19 protein-coding genes are annotated in these 20,670 nt (G+C 53.0%); 8 read left to right on the plus strand and 11 right to left on the minus strand.

Features of this window, described 5'->3' with window-relative positions; all coding sequences use genetic code 11:
• Window positions 1–33: 33 nt before the first annotated feature.
• Window positions 34–2,064 carry an alpha-amylase gene (malS, locus tag NMD08_RS00920; RefSeq protein ID WP_370619365.1) on the minus strand — a complete coding sequence of 677 codons (2,031 nt, stop codon included), beginning with the start codon at window positions 2,062–2,064 and terminating at the stop codon, window positions 34–36.
• A gap of 316 nt (window positions 2,065–2,380) precedes the next feature.
• On the opposite strand from malS, the gene NMD08_RS00925 reads away from it, so the two are divergent.
• The gene (locus tag NMD08_RS00925) at window positions 2,381–3,205 is read left to right on the plus strand and encodes a protein bax (protein WP_151216947.1); all 825 of its coding nucleotides are present in this window, start codon (window positions 2,381–2,383) and stop codon (window positions 3,203–3,205) included.
• A gap of 73 nt (window positions 3,206–3,278) precedes the next feature.
• Here NMD08_RS00925 and xylR read toward each other — a convergent pair whose 3' ends face one another.
• A complete protein-coding gene (gene xylR / locus NMD08_RS00930; RefSeq protein ID WP_151216945.1) occupies window positions 3,279–4,457 on the minus strand; it encodes a D-xylose utilization transcriptional activator XylR in 1,179 nt (392 codons plus the stop codon).
• Window positions 4,458–4,818: 361 nt separating this feature from the next.
• Between xylR and xylA the strand changes: the two genes are divergently transcribed.
• The 3 genes from xylA (at window position 4,819) to yiaB (ending at window position 8,188) form a co-directional block, all read left to right on the plus strand.
• Window positions 4,819–6,141 carry a xylose isomerase gene (xylA, locus tag NMD08_RS00935; protein WP_151216944.1) on the plus strand — a complete coding sequence of 441 codons (1,323 nt, stop codon included), beginning with the start codon at window positions 4,819–4,821 and terminating at the stop codon, window positions 6,139–6,141.
• 71 nt (window positions 6,142–6,212) lie between these two features.
• Window positions 6,213–7,667 carry a xylulokinase gene (gene xylB, locus NMD08_RS00940; RefSeq protein WP_370619367.1) on the plus strand — a complete coding sequence of 485 codons (1,455 nt, stop codon included), beginning with the start codon at window positions 6,213–6,215 and terminating at the stop codon, window positions 7,665–7,667.
• Between the two features lie 167 nt (window positions 7,668–7,834).
• On the plus strand, window positions 7,835–8,188 hold the full coding sequence (yiaB, locus tag NMD08_RS00945) for an inner membrane protein YiaB (RefSeq protein WP_370619369.1): 354 nt from the start codon (window positions 7,835–7,837) through the stop codon (window positions 8,186–8,188).
• On the opposite strand, the gene NMD08_RS00950 is transcribed toward yiaB, so the two are convergent.
• Window positions 8,185–9,180 (minus strand): acyltransferase, encoded by a 996-nt coding sequence (locus NMD08_RS00950; RefSeq protein ID WP_187253850.1) that lies wholly within the window; start codon window positions 9,178–9,180, stop codon window positions 8,185–8,187. The genes yiaB and NMD08_RS00950 overlap by 4 nt on opposite strands.
• Window positions 9,181–9,352: 172 nt before the next feature.
• Here NMD08_RS00950 and NMD08_RS00955 point away from each other — a divergent pair, with 172 nt between their 5' ends.
• From NMD08_RS00955 to glyS, 3 genes are all read left to right on the plus strand, one after another.
• Window positions 9,353–9,655, plus strand: coding sequence for a YsaB family lipoprotein (locus tag NMD08_RS00955; protein ID WP_370619371.1), 303 nt, complete (start codon window positions 9,353–9,355; stop codon window positions 9,653–9,655).
• Between the two features lie 95 nt (window positions 9,656–9,750).
• Window positions 9,751–10,662: a glycine--tRNA ligase subunit alpha gene (glyQ, locus tag NMD08_RS00960; RefSeq protein ID WP_001168551.1), complete on the plus strand. Its 912-nt coding sequence runs from the start codon at window positions 9,751–9,753 to the stop codon at window positions 10,660–10,662.
• A 9-nt stretch (window positions 10,663–10,671) separates the two neighbouring features.
• A complete protein-coding gene (gene glyS, locus NMD08_RS00965) occupies window positions 10,672–12,741 on the plus strand; it encodes a glycine--tRNA ligase subunit beta (protein WP_187253849.1) in 2,070 nt (689 codons plus the stop codon).
• A gap of 63 nt (window positions 12,742–12,804) precedes the next feature.
• Here glyS and cueP read toward each other — a convergent pair whose 3' ends face one another.
• From cueP to NMD08_RS00980, 3 genes are all read right to left on the minus strand, one after another.
• Window positions 12,805–13,344: a copper-binding periplasmic metallochaperone CueP gene (gene cueP, locus NMD08_RS00970; protein WP_370619373.1), complete on the minus strand. Its 540-nt coding sequence runs from the start codon at window positions 13,342–13,344 to the stop codon at window positions 12,805–12,807.
• 184 nt (window positions 13,345–13,528) lie between these two features.
• Complete coding sequence (cspA, locus tag NMD08_RS00975) at window positions 13,529–13,741, minus strand: RNA chaperone/antiterminator CspA (protein WP_000014594.1); 213 nt, start codon at window positions 13,739–13,741, stop codon at window positions 13,529–13,531.
• Between the two features lie 278 nt (window positions 13,742–14,019).
• The gene (locus tag NMD08_RS00980; protein WP_151216938.1) at window positions 14,020–14,310 is read right to left on the minus strand and encodes an HTH-type transcriptional regulator; all 291 of its coding nucleotides are present in this window, start codon (window positions 14,308–14,310) and stop codon (window positions 14,020–14,022) included.
• A gap of 379 nt (window positions 14,311–14,689) precedes the next feature.
• Here NMD08_RS00980 and NMD08_RS00985 point away from each other — a divergent pair, with 379 nt between their 5' ends.
• A complete protein-coding gene (locus NMD08_RS00985; RefSeq protein ID WP_003837709.1) occupies window positions 14,690–15,400 on the plus strand; it encodes a DUF3053 domain-containing protein in 711 nt (236 codons plus the stop codon).
• A gap of 58 nt (window positions 15,401–15,458) precedes the next feature.
• Here NMD08_RS00985 and ghrB read toward each other — a convergent pair whose 3' ends face one another.
• The 5 genes from ghrB to NMD08_RS01010 form a co-directional block, all read right to left on the minus strand.
• Window positions 15,459–16,433 (minus strand): glyoxylate/hydroxypyruvate reductase GhrB, encoded by a 975-nt coding sequence (gene ghrB / locus NMD08_RS00990; protein ID WP_151223985.1) that lies wholly within the window; start codon window positions 16,431–16,433, stop codon window positions 15,459–15,461.
• 22 nt (window positions 16,434–16,455) lie between these two features.
• Window positions 16,456–17,736 carry an MFS transporter gene (locus tag NMD08_RS00995; RefSeq protein ID WP_151216936.1) on the minus strand — a complete coding sequence of 427 codons (1,281 nt, stop codon included), beginning with the start codon at window positions 17,734–17,736 and terminating at the stop codon, window positions 16,456–16,458.
• 70 nt (window positions 17,737–17,806) lie between these two features.
• Window positions 17,807–18,745, minus strand: coding sequence for a sugar kinase (locus tag NMD08_RS01000; RefSeq protein ID WP_370619376.1), 939 nt, complete (start codon window positions 18,743–18,745; stop codon window positions 17,807–17,809).
• 3 nt (window positions 18,746–18,748) lie between these two features.
• Window positions 18,749–19,498, minus strand: a complete 750-nt coding sequence (locus NMD08_RS01005) for a sugar phosphate isomerase/epimerase (RefSeq protein WP_187259792.1) — start codon at window positions 19,496–19,498, stop codon at window positions 18,749–18,751.
• Between the two features lie 99 nt (window positions 19,499–19,597).
• The gene (locus tag NMD08_RS01010; RefSeq protein ID WP_210904164.1) at window positions 19,598–20,614 is read right to left on the minus strand and encodes a LacI family DNA-binding transcriptional regulator; all 1,017 of its coding nucleotides are present in this window, start codon (window positions 20,612–20,614) and stop codon (window positions 19,598–19,600) included.
• Between the last annotated feature and the right edge of the window lie 56 nt (window positions 20,615–20,670).

Genomic DNA, 20,670 nt, shown 5'->3' on the forward strand with positions numbered 1-20,670 from the left:
CCGGCCAGATGACGACACCGGACGCTAGCCTGGTTAATGCTGGCCGGCCCACACCACCATGACTTTATCATCGCCATGTTCGCGGATAAATCCGTATCCCTGCTTCAAAGCCAGCGTGGTTTGTTGACCGGCGCCAATAGCGGAATGTCTGGCCCTGAACTGACTGATACGCTGCCAGTGCGCGACGCTGGTGGCAGATTTGCCGGTCACCTCCTGCCAGTTCATCTCTGAGCGTGTACCCTGTAATGGGTCAGAGCCGGTTGGGCCAAAAGGTCGGGCCGACTCGTCGCCATAAAAGAGCTGTACCGCGCCCGGCGCCAGCAGCAATAGCTCGGCGGCTTTGTCTCCACCTTCGCGGAACAACTGCGTATCGTGCGAGGAGAGATAACTCAGGACGTTGAAGTCCTGCAGTTTATCCGCCATCTGCTGCCAGATGAGATCCATGTTTGCCAGACAATCGACGGCCTTTGCCGCCTGTTCCTGATAGTCAAAATTGATCATCGCATCAAAGCCGTGACGATAATAATCGCTCTGCATTACGCCGTGACCCCAGGCTTCGCCGGTCATCCAGAAGGGGTTATCATCCAGCGCTTTGTCCGGGTTGGCTTTCTTCCATTCGAGCAGTGCCGCGCTGGCCTGTGTTTTTAGCTGCTGCCAGGCGGGAAGCTCGACGTGTTTGGCGGTATCGACCCGAAAGCCGTCAATCCCATAATCTCGCACCCACTGGCTGAGCCAGTGGGTCAGATAATCCCGGGGGGTGTAACCAGCAATGGCTTTGGCGCGCGTATCCGGCTTGTGCTGATAAAAGTTTGGCTGCCCGGAAGGTGTGGTGGATTCGGTTTTCAGATCGGGCAGGAACGCCAGCGACATGGTCAGGTCATCAAAGCCAGGATTGTCGTAATCGCCAATATCGGTGCGGATCCAGTTTTTCCCCCACCATTTTTCCCAGCCGGCTTTATTGCTGAAGTTGATGTAATCATTAAAACTGTGCCAGCTCTGTCCGGCAGCGGGCTTCCAGTCCGTCCAGCGTTCCCCGAGCGTTTTTTTCAGCTCATCGCCCGATAGGTACAGTGCCCCAAACTGATACTCCTGCATATCCGCCAACGTGGCGTAGCCGGTATGGTTCATCACCACATCAAACAGGACACGGATGCCGCGCTGGTGTGCGCCATCAACCAGCGCACGCAGATCCGCTTCATTACCCATGTTGGCGTCAAGCGTGGTCCAGTCCTGGGTGTAGTAGCCGTGGTATGCGTAGTGGGGAAAATCTCCTTTGGCGCCGCCCCCAACCCAGCCGTGGATTTGCTCAAACGGTGCGCTGATCCACAGGGCGTTGACGCCCAGTTGTTGCAGGTAGTCGAGTTTACTGGTGAGGCCGCGCAAATCGCCACCGTGGAAAGTGCCAATTTCCTGCATGCCGTCGTTGCGACGTCCGTAGCTGTGGTCGTTGCTCGGATCTCCATTCACAAAGCGGTCCGTCAGGACGAAATATACCGTGGCGTTATGCCAGTCGAAAGCGGCGGGGGCATCGGTTTCTGCCCGTTCCAGCAGCAACAGTCCGTTACTGGTTGCGGCGGGTTGTAAGGTAATCGACCCGTTTTTTACTGTTGCCGTTTGCTGGCTGTAGAAATCGCGCACCACGGCACCTTCCGGGAAGGTCTGGCTCACGTCCAGCGTTAACGGCGAACCATCCCATTTTGGGCACTGGCGAATCTGGACGGTGGCGGGCCCTACGGTGTTTTTGACCGAGAGCATTAGCGTCGGTGTGCCGGACCGGGTATCGACTTCCAGCGTGTAATCGCCGTCTTTGAATAAACGCCACTGCGGCGGCGCGCCTTCACACGGTTTTAGCGATAGCATCTGGTTGAGTTTTATCGCATCGGCAGGCTGCCAGCACTGTTGGTCAAAATTCAGAATCAAAGGGCGAGTACCCTTCGTCAACGCTGCATGGCTGACGAATTTACCCGTACCTTCCGCTTCGAAGGTGGGAAGTTCTGGAGAAGTCCATGATGAGGCGATGGCAAAGCCGGGTATCAGCGCCAGCGCAACGGCGGCAAGTTTCATAATGCTGTCCTTGATGCTGCGATTTTCGCCAGTGTGCCAGTGAAATCAGGCCGGAAACTCCTCCTTTGAGTCGATTCCGCCAGGAGGAGAAGTGAGGGGGAGCTAACGCGTTCAAAAAATGAACTGATTTTGCGATAACCTCCACATTTTCTTCGAATTAATGGCGCCCTGAACCGTTAATGCGTGACATAGTTTCAGAATTGGACTATTCCTTTGGGTGCTCTTGACGGCTATTTTTGATATGATTTGAGATTCATCTCTCATTTTTGTGAAAAATATAAGGTGTTGGAATGCATAAATCCGACCAGGAGACCTAATGATATTGACTCCCATTCGACGATATGGGGCAATGATTCTTATGTTACTCACCGTGGTATTTTCGGGTGAGGCGCTGGCAAAGACACACACGGCGACAACGAGTCACAAGCCTCAGGTAATCAAGGCAAGTAATAAACAGGTAAGCAGTAAACAAGAGTATTCTCGCAATAGTGCAAAGAGTAGTTCACTTCCTGATTTGCGAAAATACCCTTCCGGAACACCAAGGAAAAAAGCGTTTCTCCGGACGGTTATGCCTTATATTACCAGCCAAAATGCTGCCATTACGGCGGATCGTAACTGGTTGATTTCAAAACAGTACCAGAACCGCTGGTCACCCACTGAGCGCACGCGTATGAAAGACATCGCGAAGCGCTACAAGGTGAGCTGGTCTGGCAACACGCGTAAAATTCCGTGGAATACGCTGCTTGAGCGCGTAGACATTATCCCGACCAGCATGGTTGCAACCATGGCTGCGGCCGAAAGCGGCTGGGGGACGTCGAAGCTGGCGCGGAGCAACAACAACCTGTTTGGCATGAAATGTGGCAAAGGTAGTTGCAATAACGCACCGGGTAAGGTGAAAGGCTATTCACAGTTTGAATCGGTGAAAGAGTCGGTAAATGCCTACGTCATTAACCTGAACACGCACCCGGCTTACTCTTCTTTCCGTAAGTCACGCGCGCAGTTGCGTAAGGCCGATCAGGAAGTCACCGCTACCGCGATGATCCATAAGCTGAAGGGGTATTCCACGAAAGGACAGAGCTACAACAACTATCTGTTCGCCATGTATCAGGATAACCAACGCTTAATCGCCGCACATATGTAATTTCGTGTGCTAATCCGGTCTACAAATTACCTTGTAGGCCGGATCAGACCAGGTAGCCATCCGGCAATTCCCTCTATAGCAACACTTCACTGTTCACATCGCGATACTCTTTTGGCGTCGTATCGTACTCTTTCTTAAAGACTGAATAGAAATACTGCAGCGACGGATAGCCGCACATCTGTGAAATTTCGTTGATCGAAAGCGTGGTAGAAACGAGCAGACTGCGCGCTTTTTCCAGCTTTTCGGCATGAATCACGGCGTGGATGGTCTCTCCGACCTCTTCTTTAAAGCGCTTCTCCAGATTCGAACGTGAAATTCCCACTGAATCCAGCACTTGTTCAACCTTAATCCCTTTACAGGCATGATTGCGAATAAAGTGCATGGCCTGAATTACGGCAGGATCGGTCAAGGAGCGGTAATCGGTTGAGCGCCGCTCTACCACGCGCACTGGAGGAACCAGAATGCGTTGTAGAGGCAGCACTTCATTCGCCAGCAAGCGGTGCAGGAGTTTTGCGGCCTGGTAGCCCATCTGCCTGGCTCCCTGAGCCACGGATGACAGCGCTACCCGCGACAGGTAACGGGTCAGTTCTTCGTTGTCTATTCCTATCACACACAGCTTTTCTGGTACCGGAATATGCAGGTGCTCGCAGACTTGCAGGACGTGTCGTGCCCGCGCGTCGGTGACCGCGATAATGCCGGTTTGAGGCGGCAACGTTTGTAGCCAGTCTGCCAGACGATTTTGCGCGTGCTGCCAGTTTTCCGGCGCAGTTTCCAGCCCCTGGTAGACGACGCCGCGGTACTTTTCTTTTGCCACCAACTGGCAAAACGCATATTCACGTTCCGCGGCCCAGCGTTTACCGCTTGACGAAGGCAGGCCGTAAAACGCAAAGCGGTTTACCCCTTTTTCTTTCAGATGCAGGAAAGCACTTTCTACCAGCGCGTGATTGTCGGTAGCAATGTAATGTACCGGGGGATAATCTTGCTCCCGATGGTAGGAACCCCCAACGCCGATGATTGGAACATCGACATCGGCAAGTAATTGTGCAATGTCATCATCGTCATAATCGGCAATAACGCCATCGCCGAGCCAGTCTTTAATATTATCAATACGGGCGCGGAAATCTTCCTCAATGAATATATCCCACTCGGATTGCGATGCCTGTAAATATTCACCCACTCCTTCTACCACCTGGCGGTCATAGGCTTTATTGGCATTAAATAACAGAGTGATGCGGTGACGTTTATCAAACATAAGAACCTGTCCTGGAAAGGTTAACGTGGGCCTGTCGATACTAGCAAAACCGCCGGTACGACTGCTTGATGAAGCGTGACAAATTTCCTGATTGCCTGAGGCCAGGCAAAATTTACATACAGCCAGCGGGAAGGCAATTGTCATTTTTAATCTACGCATTACGGTTTTTTGTTTAATGGCTAACCTTCGATCGCGATCGCTTTTTTATTTCTTCTTTCATCGCGTTTTTTTGGGAGCCAGCGCACGTTTGGGTATTCTCTTAATAGCGGTGTGAAATAACGTAATTGAGCAATAAATCAGGAAATTCCAGTATAGCCATATCGCAGTTTACTTACCGTATTACCTGATTATGGAGCTTATTATGCCGGCTTATTTTGACCAACTCGATCGCGTTCGTTTCGAAGGGACTAAATCTACTAACCCGCTCGCATTTCGCCATTACAATCCTGACGAAATCGTGTTGGGCAAACGCATGGAAGATCATCTGCGTTTTGCTGCCTGCTACTGGCATACCTTCTGCTGGAACGGTGCGGATATGTTCGGTATGGGCGCTTTCGATCGTCCGTGGCAGCAGCCTGGTGAAGCACTGGCGCTGGCGAAACGCAAAGCGGATGTGGCATTTGAGTTCTTTCACAAGTTGAATGTGCCTTACTACTGCTTCCATGACGTGGATGTCTCGCCTGAAGGGGCTTCACTGAAAGAGTACAAAAACAACTTTGCGCAGATGGTTGATGTGCTGGCGGCAAAACAGGAACAGAGCGGAGTGAAGCTGCTGTGGGGAACGGCAAACTGCTTCACCAACCCACGCTACGGCGCGGGCGCGGCAACGAATCCGGATCCGGAAGTATTCAGCTGGGCCGCCACGCAGGTGGTTACGGCCATGGATGCCACACATAAGTTAGGTGGCGAAAACTATGTCCTGTGGGGCGGTCGTGAAGGCTATGAGACGTTGCTGAATACCGATCTGCGTCAGGAGCGTGAGCAAATTGGTCGCTTCATGCAACTGGTGGTGGAACACAAACACAAAACCGGTTTCCAGGGTACCTTGCTTATCGAACCGAAGCCGCAGGAACCGACCAAGCACCAGTACGATTACGATGCGGCGACCGTCTACGGCTTTCTCAAGCAGTTCGGTCTGGAAAAAGAGATCAAACTGAATATTGAAGCTAACCATGCCACGCTGGCGGGCCACTCGTTCCATCACGAAATCGCCACCGCTATTGCGTTGGGTCTGTTTGGCTCTGTCGATGCCAACCGTGGTGACGCGCAGCTGGGCTGGGACACTGACCAGTTCCCGAACAGCGTAGAAGAGAATGCGCTGGTGATGTACGAAATCCTGAAAGCGGGCGGTTTCACCACCGGTGGCCTGAACTTCGATGCCAAAGTGCGTCGTCAGAGTACCGATAAATACGATCTGTTCTATGGTCATATTGGCGCGATGGATACCATGGCACTGTCGCTGAAAATTGCAGCGCGCATGATTGAAGACGGTGGTCTGGACCAGCGCGTGGCAAAACGTTATGCCGGTTGGAATGGTGAGCTGGGCCAGCAAATTCTGAAAGGGCAGATGACGCTGACGGAAATTGCGCAGTACGCTGAACAACATAACCTGGCGCCAGTGCACCAGAGCGGTCATCAGGAATTGCTGGAAAATCTGGTGAACCATTATTTGTTCGATAAATAACGGGTCTCTGAGAGCGTCCGTAAGCCCGGTAAGCTCGCGCTACCGGGCCTTTCTTTAAGGAACGATGCCTTATGTATATCGGGATAGATCTTGGCACATCAGGCGTAAAGGCCATTCTGCTTAACGAGCTGGGGGATGTGGTCGCTTCGCACACGGAGAAACTCACCGTTTCGCGCCCGCATCCATTATGGTCTGAACAAGACCCTGAGCAGTGGTGGTTGGCAACGGATCGGGTTGTGAAAGCATTGGGTCACCAGCATTCACTTCGCGAGGTGAAAGCACTGGGGATTGCCGGACAGATGCACGGTGCGACGCTACTGGATGAGCAACAGAAGATATTGCGTCCGGCTATTCTGTGGAACGATGGTCGCTGTGCTGAAGAGTGCGTCATGCTTGAGGAGCGGGTTCCGCAATCGCGTGGCATCACCGGTAACCTGATGATGCCTGGCTTTACCGCGCCAAAGCTGCTGTGGGTGCAGCGCCACGAACCGGAGATTTTCAGCCGGGTTGATAAAGTCCTGCTGCCGAAAGATTATCTGCGCCTGCGTATGACCGGCGATTTCGCCAGCGATATGTCCGATGCGGCAGGTACCATGTGGTTGGATGTCGCGAAGCGTGACTGGAGTGATGTCATGCTGGCCGCCTGTCAACTGACCCGTGCGCATATGCCTGAGCTTTATGAAGGTAGTGAGATTACCGGAACATTGTTGCCGGAGGTCGCCAGGGCCTGGGGAATGCAGGAGGTTGCGGTGGTTGCCGGAGGCGGTGATAACGCGGCGGGAGCGGTTGGCGTCGGCATGATGAATGCCGGTCAGGCAATGTTATCGCTGGGGACTTCAGGGGTCTATTTTGCGGTCAGTGATGGTTTTCTCAGCAAACCGGAAAGCGCGGTCCATAGTTTTTGCCATGCTTTACCTGAAAGATGGCACCTGATGTCCGTGATGCTAAGTGCGGCATCCTGCCTGGACTGGGCGGCAAAATTAACCGGGCTGGCGAGCGTTCCTGCGTTGATTGCCGCAGCGCAACAGGCGGATGAACACGCTGAGCCGGTCTGGTTTTTACCCTATCTGTCCGGCGAACGTACGCCACACAACAACCCTCAGGCGAAGGGTGTATTTTTTGGTCTGACGCATCAGCATGGTCCGGCGGAACTGGCTCAGGCGGTGCTGGAAGGCGTGGGTTTTGCGCTGGCTGACGGTATGGACGTGGTACATGCCTGCGGCGTGCAGCCTGCCAGTATTACGCTGATTGGCGGCGGGGCACGCAGTGAGTACTGGCGTCAGATGCTGTCTGACATCAGTGGATTGCAGCTGGATTACCGTACCGGCGGCGATGTCGGCCCTGCACTCGGCGCGGCGCGACTGGCGCAAATTGCCATGAATACGCAGCGGCCTTTATCAGACCTACTGCCTCAGCTTACGCTGGAGCAGGCGCATTATCCTGACGCCGGGCGCCACGCGCTGTACCAACAGCGTCGGGAAACCTTCCGCCGAATCTATCAGCAATTACAGCCGCTGATGTCCTGACCCTAAATCCCCTCTGGTAAACAGAGGGGATTTATCAAATGTATATTTCAATCAAACAAATAACCATCACGCATGAATTTATTCTGAAAGTCCGGCGTAGTGGCATTTTTCTGTGTTGTCTGTAGTGGGTTATTCATATTGTATCTCTGATGGATAAGGAGATCCCAATGAAGACGACAAGGCTGTTGCCATGGATACTATTCCTCTCTGGCGCACTGATATACGTTATTGGCCTATGGCTGGCGTGCCCGTTATTGAGCAGCAAAGGCTATTTTTTCGGCGTGCTGATGACGGGAATGTTTGTGACCTACGCTTATCAACGTGCTGTAAATCTCAATCAGAACGACGAACGCTTCGCTTCCGTGTGTCAGATGGTGGTGCTAATAACCGTTGGGTTACTGCTGGTGGGGGTATGGAATGCCCCGGTATCGTCCCTCGAAAAGGGGCTGTACCCGGTGGCATTCATCATATGTCTACTGGGGCAAGTTTTGTTGCTGCGTCTGCAATATATGGGGGATTAACTTACCAACCTGCGCGTATCGATGCGCTGCAACAATATGGACAACAGTAAACTTCCTGCCAGCGTGGCGCTGAAAATCCACAGCATATCCAGCGGTGGCCAGTTCTTGAATTCTATACCGTTGGTGCGCAACGCGTGAATGATCAGCGCATGAAAGCCATAAATTCCTAATGAGTGGCGGGAAATAAGGCCCAGTACCGGCAGAGTGCGCGTGCTGAGCGTATTTTTGACCAGTGTCAGGAGTGAGGCTGCACAAATAAACACTGCCGGGCCGCAGTAGAGGTACCAGGTATCGGCAAAATTGCCTCGCCAGCGCAGTTCATACAACGTGCCTCGAGAAATAATAAACACGGCGGTGATGAATAACGCCGCACAGAGCCAGGTGAGCGCGCGCTTTTGCGTATCCATCATGCCAATCGCCCGGCCCAGCATGCCGTACACGATGTAGTAGAAAGTGTCGCCGCTGATGTACAGGTTGACCGGAAGCCACTCAAAGCCGCCAATTTTTTGCGAGACGGTGTTGGGATTGGCAATCACACCTATCACCACCATGAGTGCCAGCAGCATCTTGCCGCTGATGTTTTTTACCTGTATCAGCGGCGAAATCAGGTAGATAACGGCGATCGCGAAGAAAAACCACAGGTGATAGAACACCGGCTTTTGCAACAAGTTTTTCAGCGACAGTTCAGCGTTGATCGAGGTAAACAGCAGGATATAGGCCAACGCCACGCTGCTGTAAAACAAAATGCAGAGCGCGATGCGCGTGAAATGGCGCGGTTTGGCGCTGCGCTCGCCAAAAAACAGATAGCCCGAAATCATAAAGAACAGCGGGACGCTGACGCGAGAGGCGGAATTGAGCACGTTGGCCAGATCCCAATTCAACAGGCTGACGCTTTGCGCATTAGTGATATACCAGGTCGTGGTGTGGATCATCACGACCATAAGACAGGCGATCCCGCGCAGATTATCAATCCAGTAAATTTTGGGCTGCATCAGTTCCTCTGTATCCATTAAAAAAAGTCTGACCGAAATTTTGCATGCGTAGCTCACTGGAATAATCCGAGTTCTTACGCTAAAGCTTGAGATGGTCTGATGAGATTCTGAAAATAGGATCCGTTTCCAGACACTAATAATAAGACTGACCAGCAAACCAGGCGGTAATAAAATGATGATGAAGTATTTCTTTCCCGCGTTCGCGACCCTTTTGCTGGTGGCGTGCGCCGACACACCGCCGCCCACGCAGAAGGCGCAAAAGGTTAAGGTCAATGCAACGCGCTCGCTGGATATGGAGTCACTGTGCAAAAATGAGGCGGCACAGATTTATAACACTGACGCGCTGAAAATTGATATCTCCGGCCTGGAACAATTCCAGGGCAGCTATGAGATGCGGGGTTCGACCTTCCGTAAAGAGAGTTTTGTCTGCTCTTTTGATGCAGACGGGCAGTTTTTGCACCTTTCCATGCGCTAAGTTCCCCCTTTTTCCCGTTTCGTACTGTATATCTTGCAGCCAGCGGGTATACTGACCGCTTCCTTTAAATCCACACGTATCCAGCACGAAATAATATGCAAAAGTTTGATACCAGGACCTTCCAGGGCTTGATCCTGACCTTACAGGATTACTGGGCTCGCCAGGGCTGCACCATTGTTCAACCATTGGACATGGAAGTCGGCGCGGGGACATCTCACCCAATGACCTGCCTGCGTGCGCTAGGGCCGGAACCGATGGCGACTGCTTATGTGCAGCCTTCCCGTCGTCCGACCGATGGCCGCTATGGCGAAAACCCGAACCGCTTACAGCACTACTATCAGTTTCAGGTAGTGATTAAGCCGTCACCGGACAACATTCAGGAGCTATACCTGGGTTCTCTGAAAGAGCTGGGTATGGACCCGACCATTCACGATATTCGTTTCGTGGAAGATAACTGGGAAAACCCGACGCTGGGTGCCTGGGGTCTGGGTTGGGAAGTGTGGCTGAACGGCATGGAAGTGACGCAGTTCACCTACTTCCAGCAGGTTGGTGGTCTGGAATGTAAACCCGTGACCGGGGAAATTACCTACGGTCTGGAACGTCTGGCCATGTACATTCAGGGCGTAGACAGTGTTTACGACCTGGTCTGGAGCGACGGCCCGCTGGGTAAAACCACCTACGGCGACGTGTTCCATCAGAATGAAGTGGAGCAATCCACCTACAACTTTGAATACGCTGACGTGGACTTCCTGTTCACCTGCTTCGAGCAGTACGAGAAAGAAGCGCAGCAGCTTCTGGCGTTGGAAAACCCGCTGCCGCTGCCTGCGTATGAGCGCATTCTGAAAGCCGCCCATAGCTTCAACCTGCTGGATGCGCGTAAAGCCATCTCCGTCACCGAGCGTCAGCGCTACATCCTGCGCATTCGCACCCTGACCAAAGCAGTGGCAGAAGCTTACTACGCTTCCCGTGAAGCCCTTGGCTTCCCGATGTGCAACAAAGACAAATAAGAGGCGGCCATGTCTGAGAAAACTTTTCTGGTGGAAATCGGCACTGAAGAGCTGCCACCAAAAGCACTGCGCAGCCTGGCTGAGTCCTTTGCTGCGAACGTTACCGCGGAGCTGGACAACGCTGGCCTCGCACACGGCAACGTAGAGTGGTTCGCCGCTCCACGTCGTCTGGCGCTGAAAGTAGCTGCCCTTGCTGAATCTCAACCGGACCGTGAAGTTGAAAAACGCGGCCCGGCCATTGCCCAAGCGTTTGACGCGGAAGGCAAACCGAGCAAAGCGGCAGAAGGTTGGGCGCGCGGTTGCGGTATCACGGTTGATCAGGCTGAGCGTCTGACCACCGACAAAGGCGAATGGCTGCTGTATCGCGCGCATGTGAAAGGCGAAAGCGCTGAAACGCTGTTGCCGAACATGATCGCCACCTCACTGGCGAAACTGCCGATCCCGAAACTGATGCGCTGGGGCGCGTCTGACGTTCACTTCGTGCGTCCGGTTCACACCGTGACCCTGCTGCTGGGCGACAAAGTCATCCCGGCAACGATTCTGGGTATCCAGTCCGATCGCGTGATCCGCGGCCATCGTTTTATGGGCGAGCCGGAATTCACCATCGATTCTGCCGATCAGTACCCGGAAATCCTGCGTGAGCGCGGCAAAGTGATTGCGGATTACGCTGAGCGTAAAGCGAAAATCAAAGCCGATGCTGAAGAGGCGGCTCGTAAAATTGGCGGCAACGCTGATCTGAGTGAAAGCCTGCTGGAAGAGGTCACCTCACTGGTGGAATGGCCGGTTGTTCTGACCGCGAAGTTCGAAGATAAATTCCTCGCTGTTCCGTCTGAAGCGCTGGTACACACCATGAAAGGCGACCAGAAGTACTTCCCGGTTTACGCGAACGACGGCAAATTGCTGCCGAACTTTATCTTTGTGGCCAACATCGAATCAAAAGATCCGACCCAGATTATCTCTGGCAACGAGAAAGTGGTTCGTCCGCGTCTGGCGGATGCCGAATTCTTCTTCAATACCGACCGTAAAAAACGTCTGGAAGACCATCTGCCGCGTCTGCAAACCGTGCTGTTCCAACAGCAACTGGGTACGCTGCGCGACAAGACTGACCGTATCCAGGCGCTGGCGGGCTGGATTGCTGGTCAAATTGGCGCTGACGTTAACCACGCAACGCGAGCTGGCCTGCTGTCCAAGTGCGACCTGATGACCAACATGGTCTTCGAGTTCACCGACACCCAGGGCGTGATGGGAATGCACTACGCGCGTCACGATGGCGAAGCGGAAGATGTTGCCGTGGCGCTGAACGAGCAGTATCAGCCGCGTTTTGCCGGTGATGACCTGCCGTCTAACCCGGTGGCTTGTGCCGTGGCGATTGCTGACAAGATGGACACCCTGGCGGGTATCTTCGGTATTGGTCAGCATCCGAAAGGCGACAAAGATCCGTTTGCGCTGCGTCGTGCCGCGCTGGGCGTGCTGCGTATCATCGTTGAGAAGAACCTGAATCTGGATCTGCAAACGCTGACGGAAGAGGCTGTTCGTCTGTATGGCGACAAGCTGACTAACGCCAACGTGGTGGATGACGTTATCGACTTTATGCTCGGTCGCTTCCGCGCCTGGTATCAGGACGAAGGTTACACCGTCGATACCATCCAGGCCGTGCTGGCGCGTCGTCCGACTCGTCCGGCTGATTTCGATGCACGTATGAAGGCTGTTTCGCACTTCCGTACGCTGGAGGCTGCGTCCGCGCTGGCTGCCGCGAACAAGCGCGTATCAAATATTCTGGCGAAGTCTGAAGAAACGTTGAATGACCGTGTGAATGCGGCAACGCTGAAAGAGCCGGAAGAAATTGCGCTGGCGATGCAGGTTGTGGTGCTGCGCGATAAGCTGGAGCCTGTTTTCGCCGCTGGACATTACCAGGAAGCGCTGGTTGAGTTATCAGCACTGCGTGAACCGGTTGATGCGTTCTTCGAAAAAGTGATGGTTAATGTAGAAGATAAAGATCTGCGTATTAACCGTCTATCCATGCTCGAAAAACTGCGCGAACTGTTCCTGCGCGTGGCGGATATTTCGCTGCTGCAGTAACGGTCCTGAGCTGACTTAGAAAATGCCGGATAAGCAATTGCGCCATCCGGCTTTTTTTTGTTGTTAGCGCAATTGTAATTTAGTCAGACAGGTCTGGCTGTCTTCCATGGTTTTAATGGGATACTCCGCTTTTTTGCCGTTGTAGCTTACTGCGATTGTGCCTGCCATATTGCGCGGTAGCCAAACCCCGACGAAGCCATTTCGACCACTCTTCATCTCTTTTTGTAGCACCACATCACCCTTGTTATCCGTGACTTTGACATTGAATTTCTGCTCCGGCATTTCGCCCTGGCAACCGGAAAGGCTGTGGTTGAAGCAAGGATGTGTTTGCCATTCATAAGGGGCAAATGACAGATAGAACTTGTCACCGAGTGGCAGGGTATAGATCTGATCGCCCGAAGAGAGCTTCAGTTCAGTGCTGGTGATGGATGCCGAGTACGGCAGCGGGCGGCTCTGGGGAGACAGGTCAATGGCCTCGACGATTTGCTCGACGGATTTTCCGCTGAGCCCGTGTTCCGCCAAAAAAGTGGCTTCCGGAGTTGCCGCGAACACGCTACCGGTGGTGAGTAAACCTAAAGCCAGCAGCAATGAGGATTTCGACATAGCTTCAATTCCTTGTGAACGTTGTGGAATACAGACTGGCTCACTATAAAGCTTGCCCTTAGGGAAAGGTCAAAGGGGCGACGGGTAAAGTAATGCAAAGACGTGTGGGCGAGGCGTTGTACGAACTATAAATAAAAAAATCCCCGCCGTTTGGCAGGGATTCAGAATTTTGAGCTTTTTAAGCTTACAGGCTGGTTACGTTGCCAGCTGCCGGGCCTTTAGCGCCGCTTTCGATGGTGAAGGAAACTTTCTGACCTTCGTCCAGAGATTTGTAGCCATCGTTCTGGATAGCAGAGAAGTGTACGAACACGTCTTTAGAGCCATCGTCAGGAGTGATGAAGCCGAAACCTTTGTCAGCGTTGAACCATTTTACGATACCAGTCATTTTACCGGACATAGTGTATTACCTTTTAAAAAATAAGTGTGCCTTTCGGCGATATGGCGTGCTTTACAGATTTTTTAACAGTAAAGGAAATGCTCACTACGAGGGTATCAACGATAACTCTTGAAGGGACTTGCCTTACTAACTGCTGTAATGGTCTGTACGTCAAACCGTTGAGGGCATTAACTCATTTTACGCATGTGGATGCAACTACTATTTTCTTTTTTGTGGATAACCTTCTTAAGGGAACGGCCCTTTTACAGGACCGTTATGAAGTAAAATTAAAAAATAGTTCAATCCATCAATTGCTTACTTAATCTCGGGTCTGCCTGAATCAGACGCATCAGCTTCAATTCGGTACTGGAAGGCTTAACGCGTTTAGACTCCCATTCGTGAACCATCGCGACCGTCACGCCCATTGCCCGGGCAAAATCGTCTGTTTTTAAACCTGTCCCTCGTCGTAGCTGTTCAAATTCAGTGAAAGGGTTGGTTTTTTGCGTCAGAGCGACGGTCTGCGATACATCTTTAAAAACAATCTGCTCCAGACTGCTTAGCAGTTCAAACATAGGATCTTTGTATTCCATTGAGAACTCCTATAAATCACACAGCGGGATCGTGAATTTTCTCGAAGCTCATTAAGAGTAGTCGCAAAAAATGAAGTCGGATTTGGGGTTTGAGAGGTGGATTCGTTTCAGCAGGTAGTGGGTAACAATCTTTCGCAGGCTAACAAACTGATAAAGGTCGGGATCTCGAACGATCGACCCCGATTGTAAAGATGACTAAAATATGATGACGCGCAGTGAATGGCGCATTGTTTCGCAAAACGCAGGATGGCCAGAACGGTTATTTTCCCCCACAAGATTACGCGGAAAGGGTATCTTGCGGGGCTGACCTGGACTATCCTTGTCAACGTCAGGCACGCGGGTGTCGTTGTGCGCATTTTTGGGTGAAAGGAGTATTAAAATGGCGACAGGTAAGTCCTGCTCTCGCTGGTTTGCGCCTGTTTTGGCGCTCTTAATGGTAGTTGGCCTGAGTGGGTGTTTTGATAAAGAAGGCGATCAGCGCAAAGCGTTTATCGATTTTCTGCAGAATACTGCAATGCGTAGTGGAGAGCGTTTACCAACGCTGACCGCAGATCAGAAAAAACAGTTTGGCCCGTTTGTGTCCGATTACGCGATTCTGTATGGCTATTCGCAGCAGGTTAATCAGGCGATGGACTCCGGTCTGCGCCCGGTGGTTGATAGCGTGAATGCGATTCGTGTTCCTCAGGATTATGTGACTCAGCGTGAACCGCTGCGTCAGGCAAATGGTGCGCTGGGCGTGTTAGGGCAACAGTTGCAGAATGCGAAACTGCAGGCGGATGCTGCGCATGGCGCACTGAAGCAGGGCGAGGATCTGAAGCCGGTCTTTGACCAGGTTTACAATAAAGTTGTCACTGTACCTGCAGAGGCGTTACAGCCGCTGATCCCTGCCGCGCAAATCTTCACGCAGCAGTTAGTGCAGGTTGGTGATTTTGTGGCGCAGCAGGATACGCAGGTGAGCTTTGTCGCCAACGGTATCCAGTTCCCAACGTCGCAGCAGGCAAGTCAGTACAACACGCTGATTGGCCCGTTGGCTTCTCAACATCAGGCATTTAACCAGGCCTGGACTGCTGCGGTGAATGCCGCTCAGTAATTAAGCCGCTGTAAGAGCTGTAAGGCCGGGTGAGCGTAAGTGCTACCCGGCCTTTTGTTTATCGCGTGACTTGCGGGTTCACGCAGTTCTTCTCAACGCGTCCTTGCAGCGCATCGATTAAGTTATCCACCGCACAGGCCGCCATGTTATAGCGTGTTTCGTGCGTGGCTGAGCCAATGTGCGGCACGGCAACCACGTTTGGCAACGACAGCAGCGGTGAGTCTGCCGGTAATGGCTCCTGCTCAAACACATCCAGGCCAGCAGCATGAATTTCCCCGTTTTGCAGGGCAGCAATCAACGCTTTTTCATCGACCACCGGCCCGCGTCCGGCGTTTATGAAAATGGCGGAAGACTTCATTTTGGCAAATTGTTCGCGACTAAACAGATGATGCGTTTCTTCGGTTAACGGCAGGATCAGGCAGACAAAATCGGACTCCTGCAACAGCGTATCAAGATCGCAGTAGCGCGCGTTGAAGCGCTCTTCCGCTTCCTGATGATGGCGGCGGGCGTTATAGAGAATCGGCATGCTAAAGCCGAAATGCGCCCGTTGCGCCAGCGCTAGCCCAATACGGCCCATGCCAACAATCCCCAGCGTTTTGTGGTGCACATCCGTACCAAACCAGTCCGGCCCGATACTTTTGGTCCATTCACCAATTTTCACCCGTTCAGCCACTTCCACCACGCGGCGAGCGGTGCTTAACACCAGCGCCATCACCGTATCAGCGACGGTTTCCGTCAGTACGGTTGGCGTGTGCATCAGCAGCACCTTACGGGTGTTAAGAGCTTCGACGTCGAAGTTGTCATAGCCGACGGAAATCGTGGAGGTCGCACGCAGTTTCGGCATTTTCTCCAGTAGAGCGGTATTGACGGCTTCACTGGAGCCCAGTAGACCTTCCGCATTGGCAAAAGCTTCGGCGTGCTGTGCGACGGTTTCCGGGCGCAGGTTAGGCACACGTGTCACAGTAAAATGCTCTTCTAGGCGATGCAGTAAATCGTCAGGTAACGCTTTATAGAGAATAATGGACGGTTTCATGCGAATCTCCGTAAGTTAAAATTTAAGCGTGGCGTGCGCCAATAGGTAGCTGTTGATTATTAGCAGGCTTAACGATCAAAGTTAGCCACACTGAGACAAAAAGCGCTACCCCCATAAAAATGTACGACGCGGACGGGCTGCCGGTTGCGCCATTGAGGTAGCCGACAAACCATGAACCAAAGAATGAGCCTAGCGCGCCCATACTGTTAATCAGCGCCATTGCACCCCCGGCAACGTTACGCGGCAGCATTTCAGGAATGATGGCAAAGAAAGGACCATAAGGGGCATACATGGCCGCGCCCGCAATCACCAGTAGGGTGTAAGAAATCCAGAAGTGGTCTGCACCCACGGCCCAGGAGCCGATAAAAGCGAAAGCAGCTATCAGTAACAGTGGCCAGACAAACAGCTTACGATTTTGCAGTTTATCGGAGGCCCAGGAGACGAGGATCATTGCTGCCGTCGCCGCCAGATAAGGTACGGATGACAGCCAGCCAACCTCAACCATCCCCAGATTTGCGCCGCCGTTGCGGATAATGGACGGCAGCCACAGAACAAAACCATAGACCCCAATACTCCAGGCGAAATACTGCATGCACAGCAGGATCACGTTACGTGAGCGGAAGGCTTCGCTATAGTTACGCACAGCTTTGATGCCTTGCTGCTCTTTTTCCAGCTGTGCCTGAAGGGCGGCTTTTTCAGACTCTGACAGCCAGCCGACCTGAGACGGTTTGTCTTTTACCAGTACCCACCAGCAGAATGCCCAGATGATGGCCGGGAATCCCTCGATGATGAACATTTCCCGCCAGCCCAGCGCCTGAATCAAATATCCGGAAACCACAGACATCCACAGGACAGTGACTGGGTTACCGAGGATCAGAAAGGTATTAGCACGCGAACGCTCGGACTTCGTAAACCAGTTACTGATATAAATCAGCATTGCGGGCATGACCGCGGCTTCAACGACACCAAGAATAAAGCGGATGGCGGCAAGCATTGGAATATTGCTGACCATGCCGGTTAACGATGCGCATGCGCCCCAGAGAATTAGACAGATAAAAATCAGTTTTCGCACGCTGCGGCGTTCGGCGTAAATTGCGCCTGGGATCTGGAAGAAGAAATAGCCGAGGAAAAACAGCGCGCCCAGTAGGGAAGAGATCCCTTTAGTAATGCCGAGATCTTCATTGATACCGGCGGCGGAGGCGAAGCTGAAGTTCGCGCGGTCAAGGTACGCCAGGCTGTACGTGATAAACACGATTGGCATGATATACCACCAGCGTTTTGCTGCATTGGTTGAGCTATTCATAGACTGCCCTCTGGTTATGCTGATACGCCGCCTCTGAATGTAGGGTACAGAGACAGAGTTGGTCGGGAATTTATTCCCCTAATTGTTCACGTGTGGGTAATCCTTCGCTGTCGCCCTGAACCTGAATGGCCAGTGCGCCAATTTTATTGCCACGAGTCACCGCCTGATGCAGCGAACGCCCTTCCAGCAGGGCACTGATAACGCCAACGGCAAAGCCATCGCCTGCGCCGACCGTATCGACTACGTTGTCGACTTTTACCGGTGCGACGCAGCCTTGTTCGCCGCTGGCGGTTTTGTACCAGGCACCATCAGCCCCGGTTTTGATAATCACGGCCTTCACCCCATGGCGCAGATAAAAGTCGGCGATGGCTTCAGGCGTCTGCTGACCGGTTAGAATCATGCCCTCTTTTAACCCAGGTAAAACCCAGTCAGCCTGGAACGCCAAACGGTTCAGTTTTTCCACCATTTCAGCTTCGCTTTTCCACAGCACTGGGCGTAAATTCGGGTCGAACGAGATGCTCTTCCCTTGCGCTTTCAGTGTGCGGGCGGTATGGGCTAACAGTTCATAAGAGCTGGCAGAAAGCGCAGCCGCTACGCCGCTCAGGTGCAGGTGGCGTGCGCTGGCGAAGTAAGCTTCGTGATAATCCTCAATGCTGAGGTGGCTGGCAGCAGAACCTTTGCGGAAGTATTCCACAATGGGATCGGTTCCATTTTCGACCTTAGATTTAAGCTGAAAGCCGGTAGCGTAACGGCCATCCCGGGTGACTCCCTGCGCATCAATCCCTTCTTTTTCCAGCGACTTAACGATAAAACGGCCAAAACTGTCGTTGCCAACGCGGCTTACCCAACCGACCTTCAGGCCCAGCCGGGCAAGACCGGTCGCCACATTGAGTTCAGCGCCAGCAACGCGCTTGATAAACTGCTCCACATCCGCCAGTTCGCCGGTTTGCGTGGCGACAAACATCGCCATCGCTTCACCAATCGTTACCACATCCAATGAATTTTTCATGCGTTACTCCTTGCGTAACAGCTCGACGTAATGGCGGGTAACCGCCGTCAAATCCTGCCCTTCCAGGGGAAACTCAATGCCGCGCGGGACATCGCCGGGCAGCGTTTTCAACAGCGCCAGCCAGCGCGGATCGGCTGCATCAGGCGGCACGGCACGGTAGCTATCGCGATGCGTCACTGCGGCTTTGACATGGATATACCCAACGGTTGACGCCAGTTTCTGCGCCGCCAGTTCCGGGGAGTCGCCCACCCACAGCCAGTTGCCCATATCGAAGGTCAGAGATATCGGCAGATTCTGCGTCTGGCAGGCCTGGTTAAAGCGCTGCATCGGCTGCAGGCGTCCGCAGGTTGTCTGATCGTTTTCGACAACCAGTTCCATTCCGCTGTTGTCCAGCCATTCACGTAAAACGTTGAACTGTTCGGTATGGGAGAAATGACCGAGGGAGACTTTTAGCCACAGCGCCTGAAGGGTCTGCGCTTCTTCGAGTAACGCGGGAAGTCGGGGATTGAGGCTACCGTCCTTAAGGAACAGTGACTCAGGGGCTGAGTAACAGGCCAGCAGGCCGAAAATTTCGATAGCAGAGGCCATCGTGGACAGCGTGTGCAGCTCGGCATCGGTCAGCAACTCGCGGCGAATTTCGACGCCGTCAGCACCGGCTTCGGCAATAATAGGCAACATTGCCGTTTGCCCGCCTGCGATCCGTACCTGGTCGTGGCCGTAGGCGGCAGTGACCACCATAATTTTTCTTTTCATGGAAACTCCAGACTAGCGTTCTTGCTATAACGCTAGATGGAACCGGTTCCAAAGAAAAGTTAATGATGTCGAATTTATGATCACCATCACGAAGGAAATTTAACGGGCGGTAGAGCCGCGAACGATCAGTTCGCCGGAGAAGACCTGTTCCTGAATGGCAGCAGAGCCGCCATCGATCCGGCGTACAACCTGCTCAACGGCGGTGTAGCCAATCTGCCATGTGGGTTGTTTCAACGTGGTAATACCAACGCCCGCCAGTTCGGCCCATTCCAGTTCGTCAAAACCGAGTAGACCGATATCGCTGCCCCAGTTAAGGCCAATGCGCTTCAGGGCGCGGGCAACCTGCAGCGTGAGGGCGCCGTTGGCTGAGATAACGGCTTTGCGCATTCCCCGATGCTGCTGGTGAAACTGGCGCAGTGTGTCATCCAGTTGTGTATTGTCCGTTAGTAGGACTTCGGCATTTTGCGCGATAACGCCGGGGTACTGTGCGAGGGTGGCGCGAAAAGCGCTCAGGCGCTCGCGGCGGGTATTCACCATGCCCAGCGGTTCGCTGAGGAACAAAATGGCTTCAAAACCTTGCTCAACCAGATGTTCCGTGGCAACCGTTGCCGCCTGGGTGTTATCCAGCCCGACCATATCACAGGCGAAATCCGGAATTTTGCGATCAATCAGCACCATTGGCAGAGCAGACTGCTGCAGGCGGTTTAGCCCTTCTTCGCGCATCCCTACGGCGTTGACCACAATCCCTTCGACCTGGTAACTGCGCAGCAGGTCGAGATAATGCAACTCCTGATCCACTTCGTTGTTGGTGTTGCACACCAGTGGAGTAAAGCCTTTATCGCGACAGGCGGCTTCAATACCGCTTAGCACGTTGACGGAGTAGGGATTAGTAATATCGGCGATGATCAGGCCAATCAGACGGGTACGACCGTGTTTAAGGCCTCTTGCCATCAGGCTGGGACGATAATCGAGATCGGCAATAGCTTGTTCAATGCGGGCCAATAGCGCGTCGGAAAGCAGGTGCTTTTCACCGTTGAGATAGCGTGAAATGCTGGTCTTGCCGGTTTTTGCGGCTTTCGCCACATCGCTGATGGTTGCCCTTGTTGATTTGCTCATCGCTGATTTCCCTGACTTTGGTGTGAACACCTTAACGCGAAAATCAACGATGGCAA

Origin of the sequence: Citrobacter meridianamericanus (assembly GCF_041320245.1) — a bacterium.
Classification (GTDB): domain Bacteria; phylum Pseudomonadota; class Gammaproteobacteria; order Enterobacterales; family Enterobacteriaceae; genus Citrobacter; species Citrobacter meridianamericanus.

What these genes read in the sequence shown, in the direction of transcription:
- cspA (WP_000014594.1), bottom strand. Translation starts at nt 13,741, where the DNA reads ATGTCCGGTAAAATGACTGGTATCGTAAAATGGTTCAACGCTGACAAA.
- NMD08_RS00955 (WP_370619371.1), top strand. Translation starts at nt 9,353, where the DNA reads ATGATGATGAAGTATTTCTTTCCCGCGTTCGCGACCCTTTTGCTGGTG.
- xylR (WP_151216945.1), bottom strand. Translation starts at nt 4,457, where the DNA reads ATGTTTGATAAACGTCACCGCATCACTCTGTTATTTAATGCCAATAAA.
- NMD08_RS01000 (WP_370619376.1), bottom strand. Translation starts at nt 18,745, where the DNA reads ATGAAAAATTCATTGGATGTGGTAACGATTGGTGAAGCGATGGCGATG.
- NMD08_RS00980 (WP_151216938.1), bottom strand. Translation starts at nt 14,310, where the DNA reads ATGGAATACAAAGATCCTATGTTTGAACTGCTAAGCAGTCTGGAGCAG.
- NMD08_RS00925 (WP_151216947.1), top strand. Translation starts at nt 2,381, where the DNA reads ATGATATTGACTCCCATTCGACGATATGGGGCAATGATTCTTATGTTA.
- glyQ (WP_001168551.1), top strand. Translation starts at nt 9,751, where the DNA reads ATGCAAAAGTTTGATACCAGGACCTTCCAGGGCTTGATCCTGACCTTA.
- glyS (WP_187253849.1), top strand. Translation starts at nt 10,672, where the DNA reads ATGTCTGAGAAAACTTTTCTGGTGGAAATCGGCACTGAAGAGCTGCCA.
- NMD08_RS01010 (WP_210904164.1), bottom strand. Translation starts at nt 20,614, where the DNA reads ATGAGCAAATCAACAAGGGCAACCATCAGCGATGTGGCGAAAGCCGCA.
- xylB (WP_370619367.1), top strand. Translation starts at nt 6,213, where the DNA reads ATGTATATCGGGATAGATCTTGGCACATCAGGCGTAAAGGCCATTCTG.
- ghrB (WP_151223985.1), bottom strand. Translation starts at nt 16,433, where the DNA reads ATGAAACCGTCCATTATTCTCTATAAAGCGTTACCTGACGATTTACTG.
- yiaB (WP_370619369.1), top strand. Translation starts at nt 7,835, where the DNA reads ATGAAGACGACAAGGCTGTTGCCATGGATACTATTCCTCTCTGGCGCA.
- NMD08_RS00985 (WP_003837709.1), top strand. Translation starts at nt 14,690, where the DNA reads ATGGCGACAGGTAAGTCCTGCTCTCGCTGGTTTGCGCCTGTTTTGGCG.
- xylA (WP_151216944.1), top strand. Translation starts at nt 4,819, where the DNA reads ATGCCGGCTTATTTTGACCAACTCGATCGCGTTCGTTTCGAAGGGACT.
- malS (WP_370619365.1), bottom strand. Translation starts at nt 2,064, where the DNA reads ATGAAACTTGCCGCCGTTGCGCTGGCGCTGATACCCGGCTTTGCCATC.
- NMD08_RS00950 (WP_187253850.1), bottom strand. Translation starts at nt 9,180, where the DNA reads ATGCAGCCCAAAATTTACTGGATTGATAATCTGCGCGGGATCGCCTGT.
- cueP (WP_370619373.1), bottom strand. Translation starts at nt 13,344, where the DNA reads ATGTCGAAATCCTCATTGCTGCTGGCTTTAGGTTTACTCACCACCGGT.
- NMD08_RS01005 (WP_187259792.1), bottom strand. Translation starts at nt 19,498, where the DNA reads ATGAAAAGAAAAATTATGGTGGTCACTGCCGCCTACGGCCACGACCAG.
- NMD08_RS00995 (WP_151216936.1), bottom strand. Translation starts at nt 17,736, where the DNA reads ATGAATAGCTCAACCAATGCAGCAAAACGCTGGTGGTATATCATGCCA.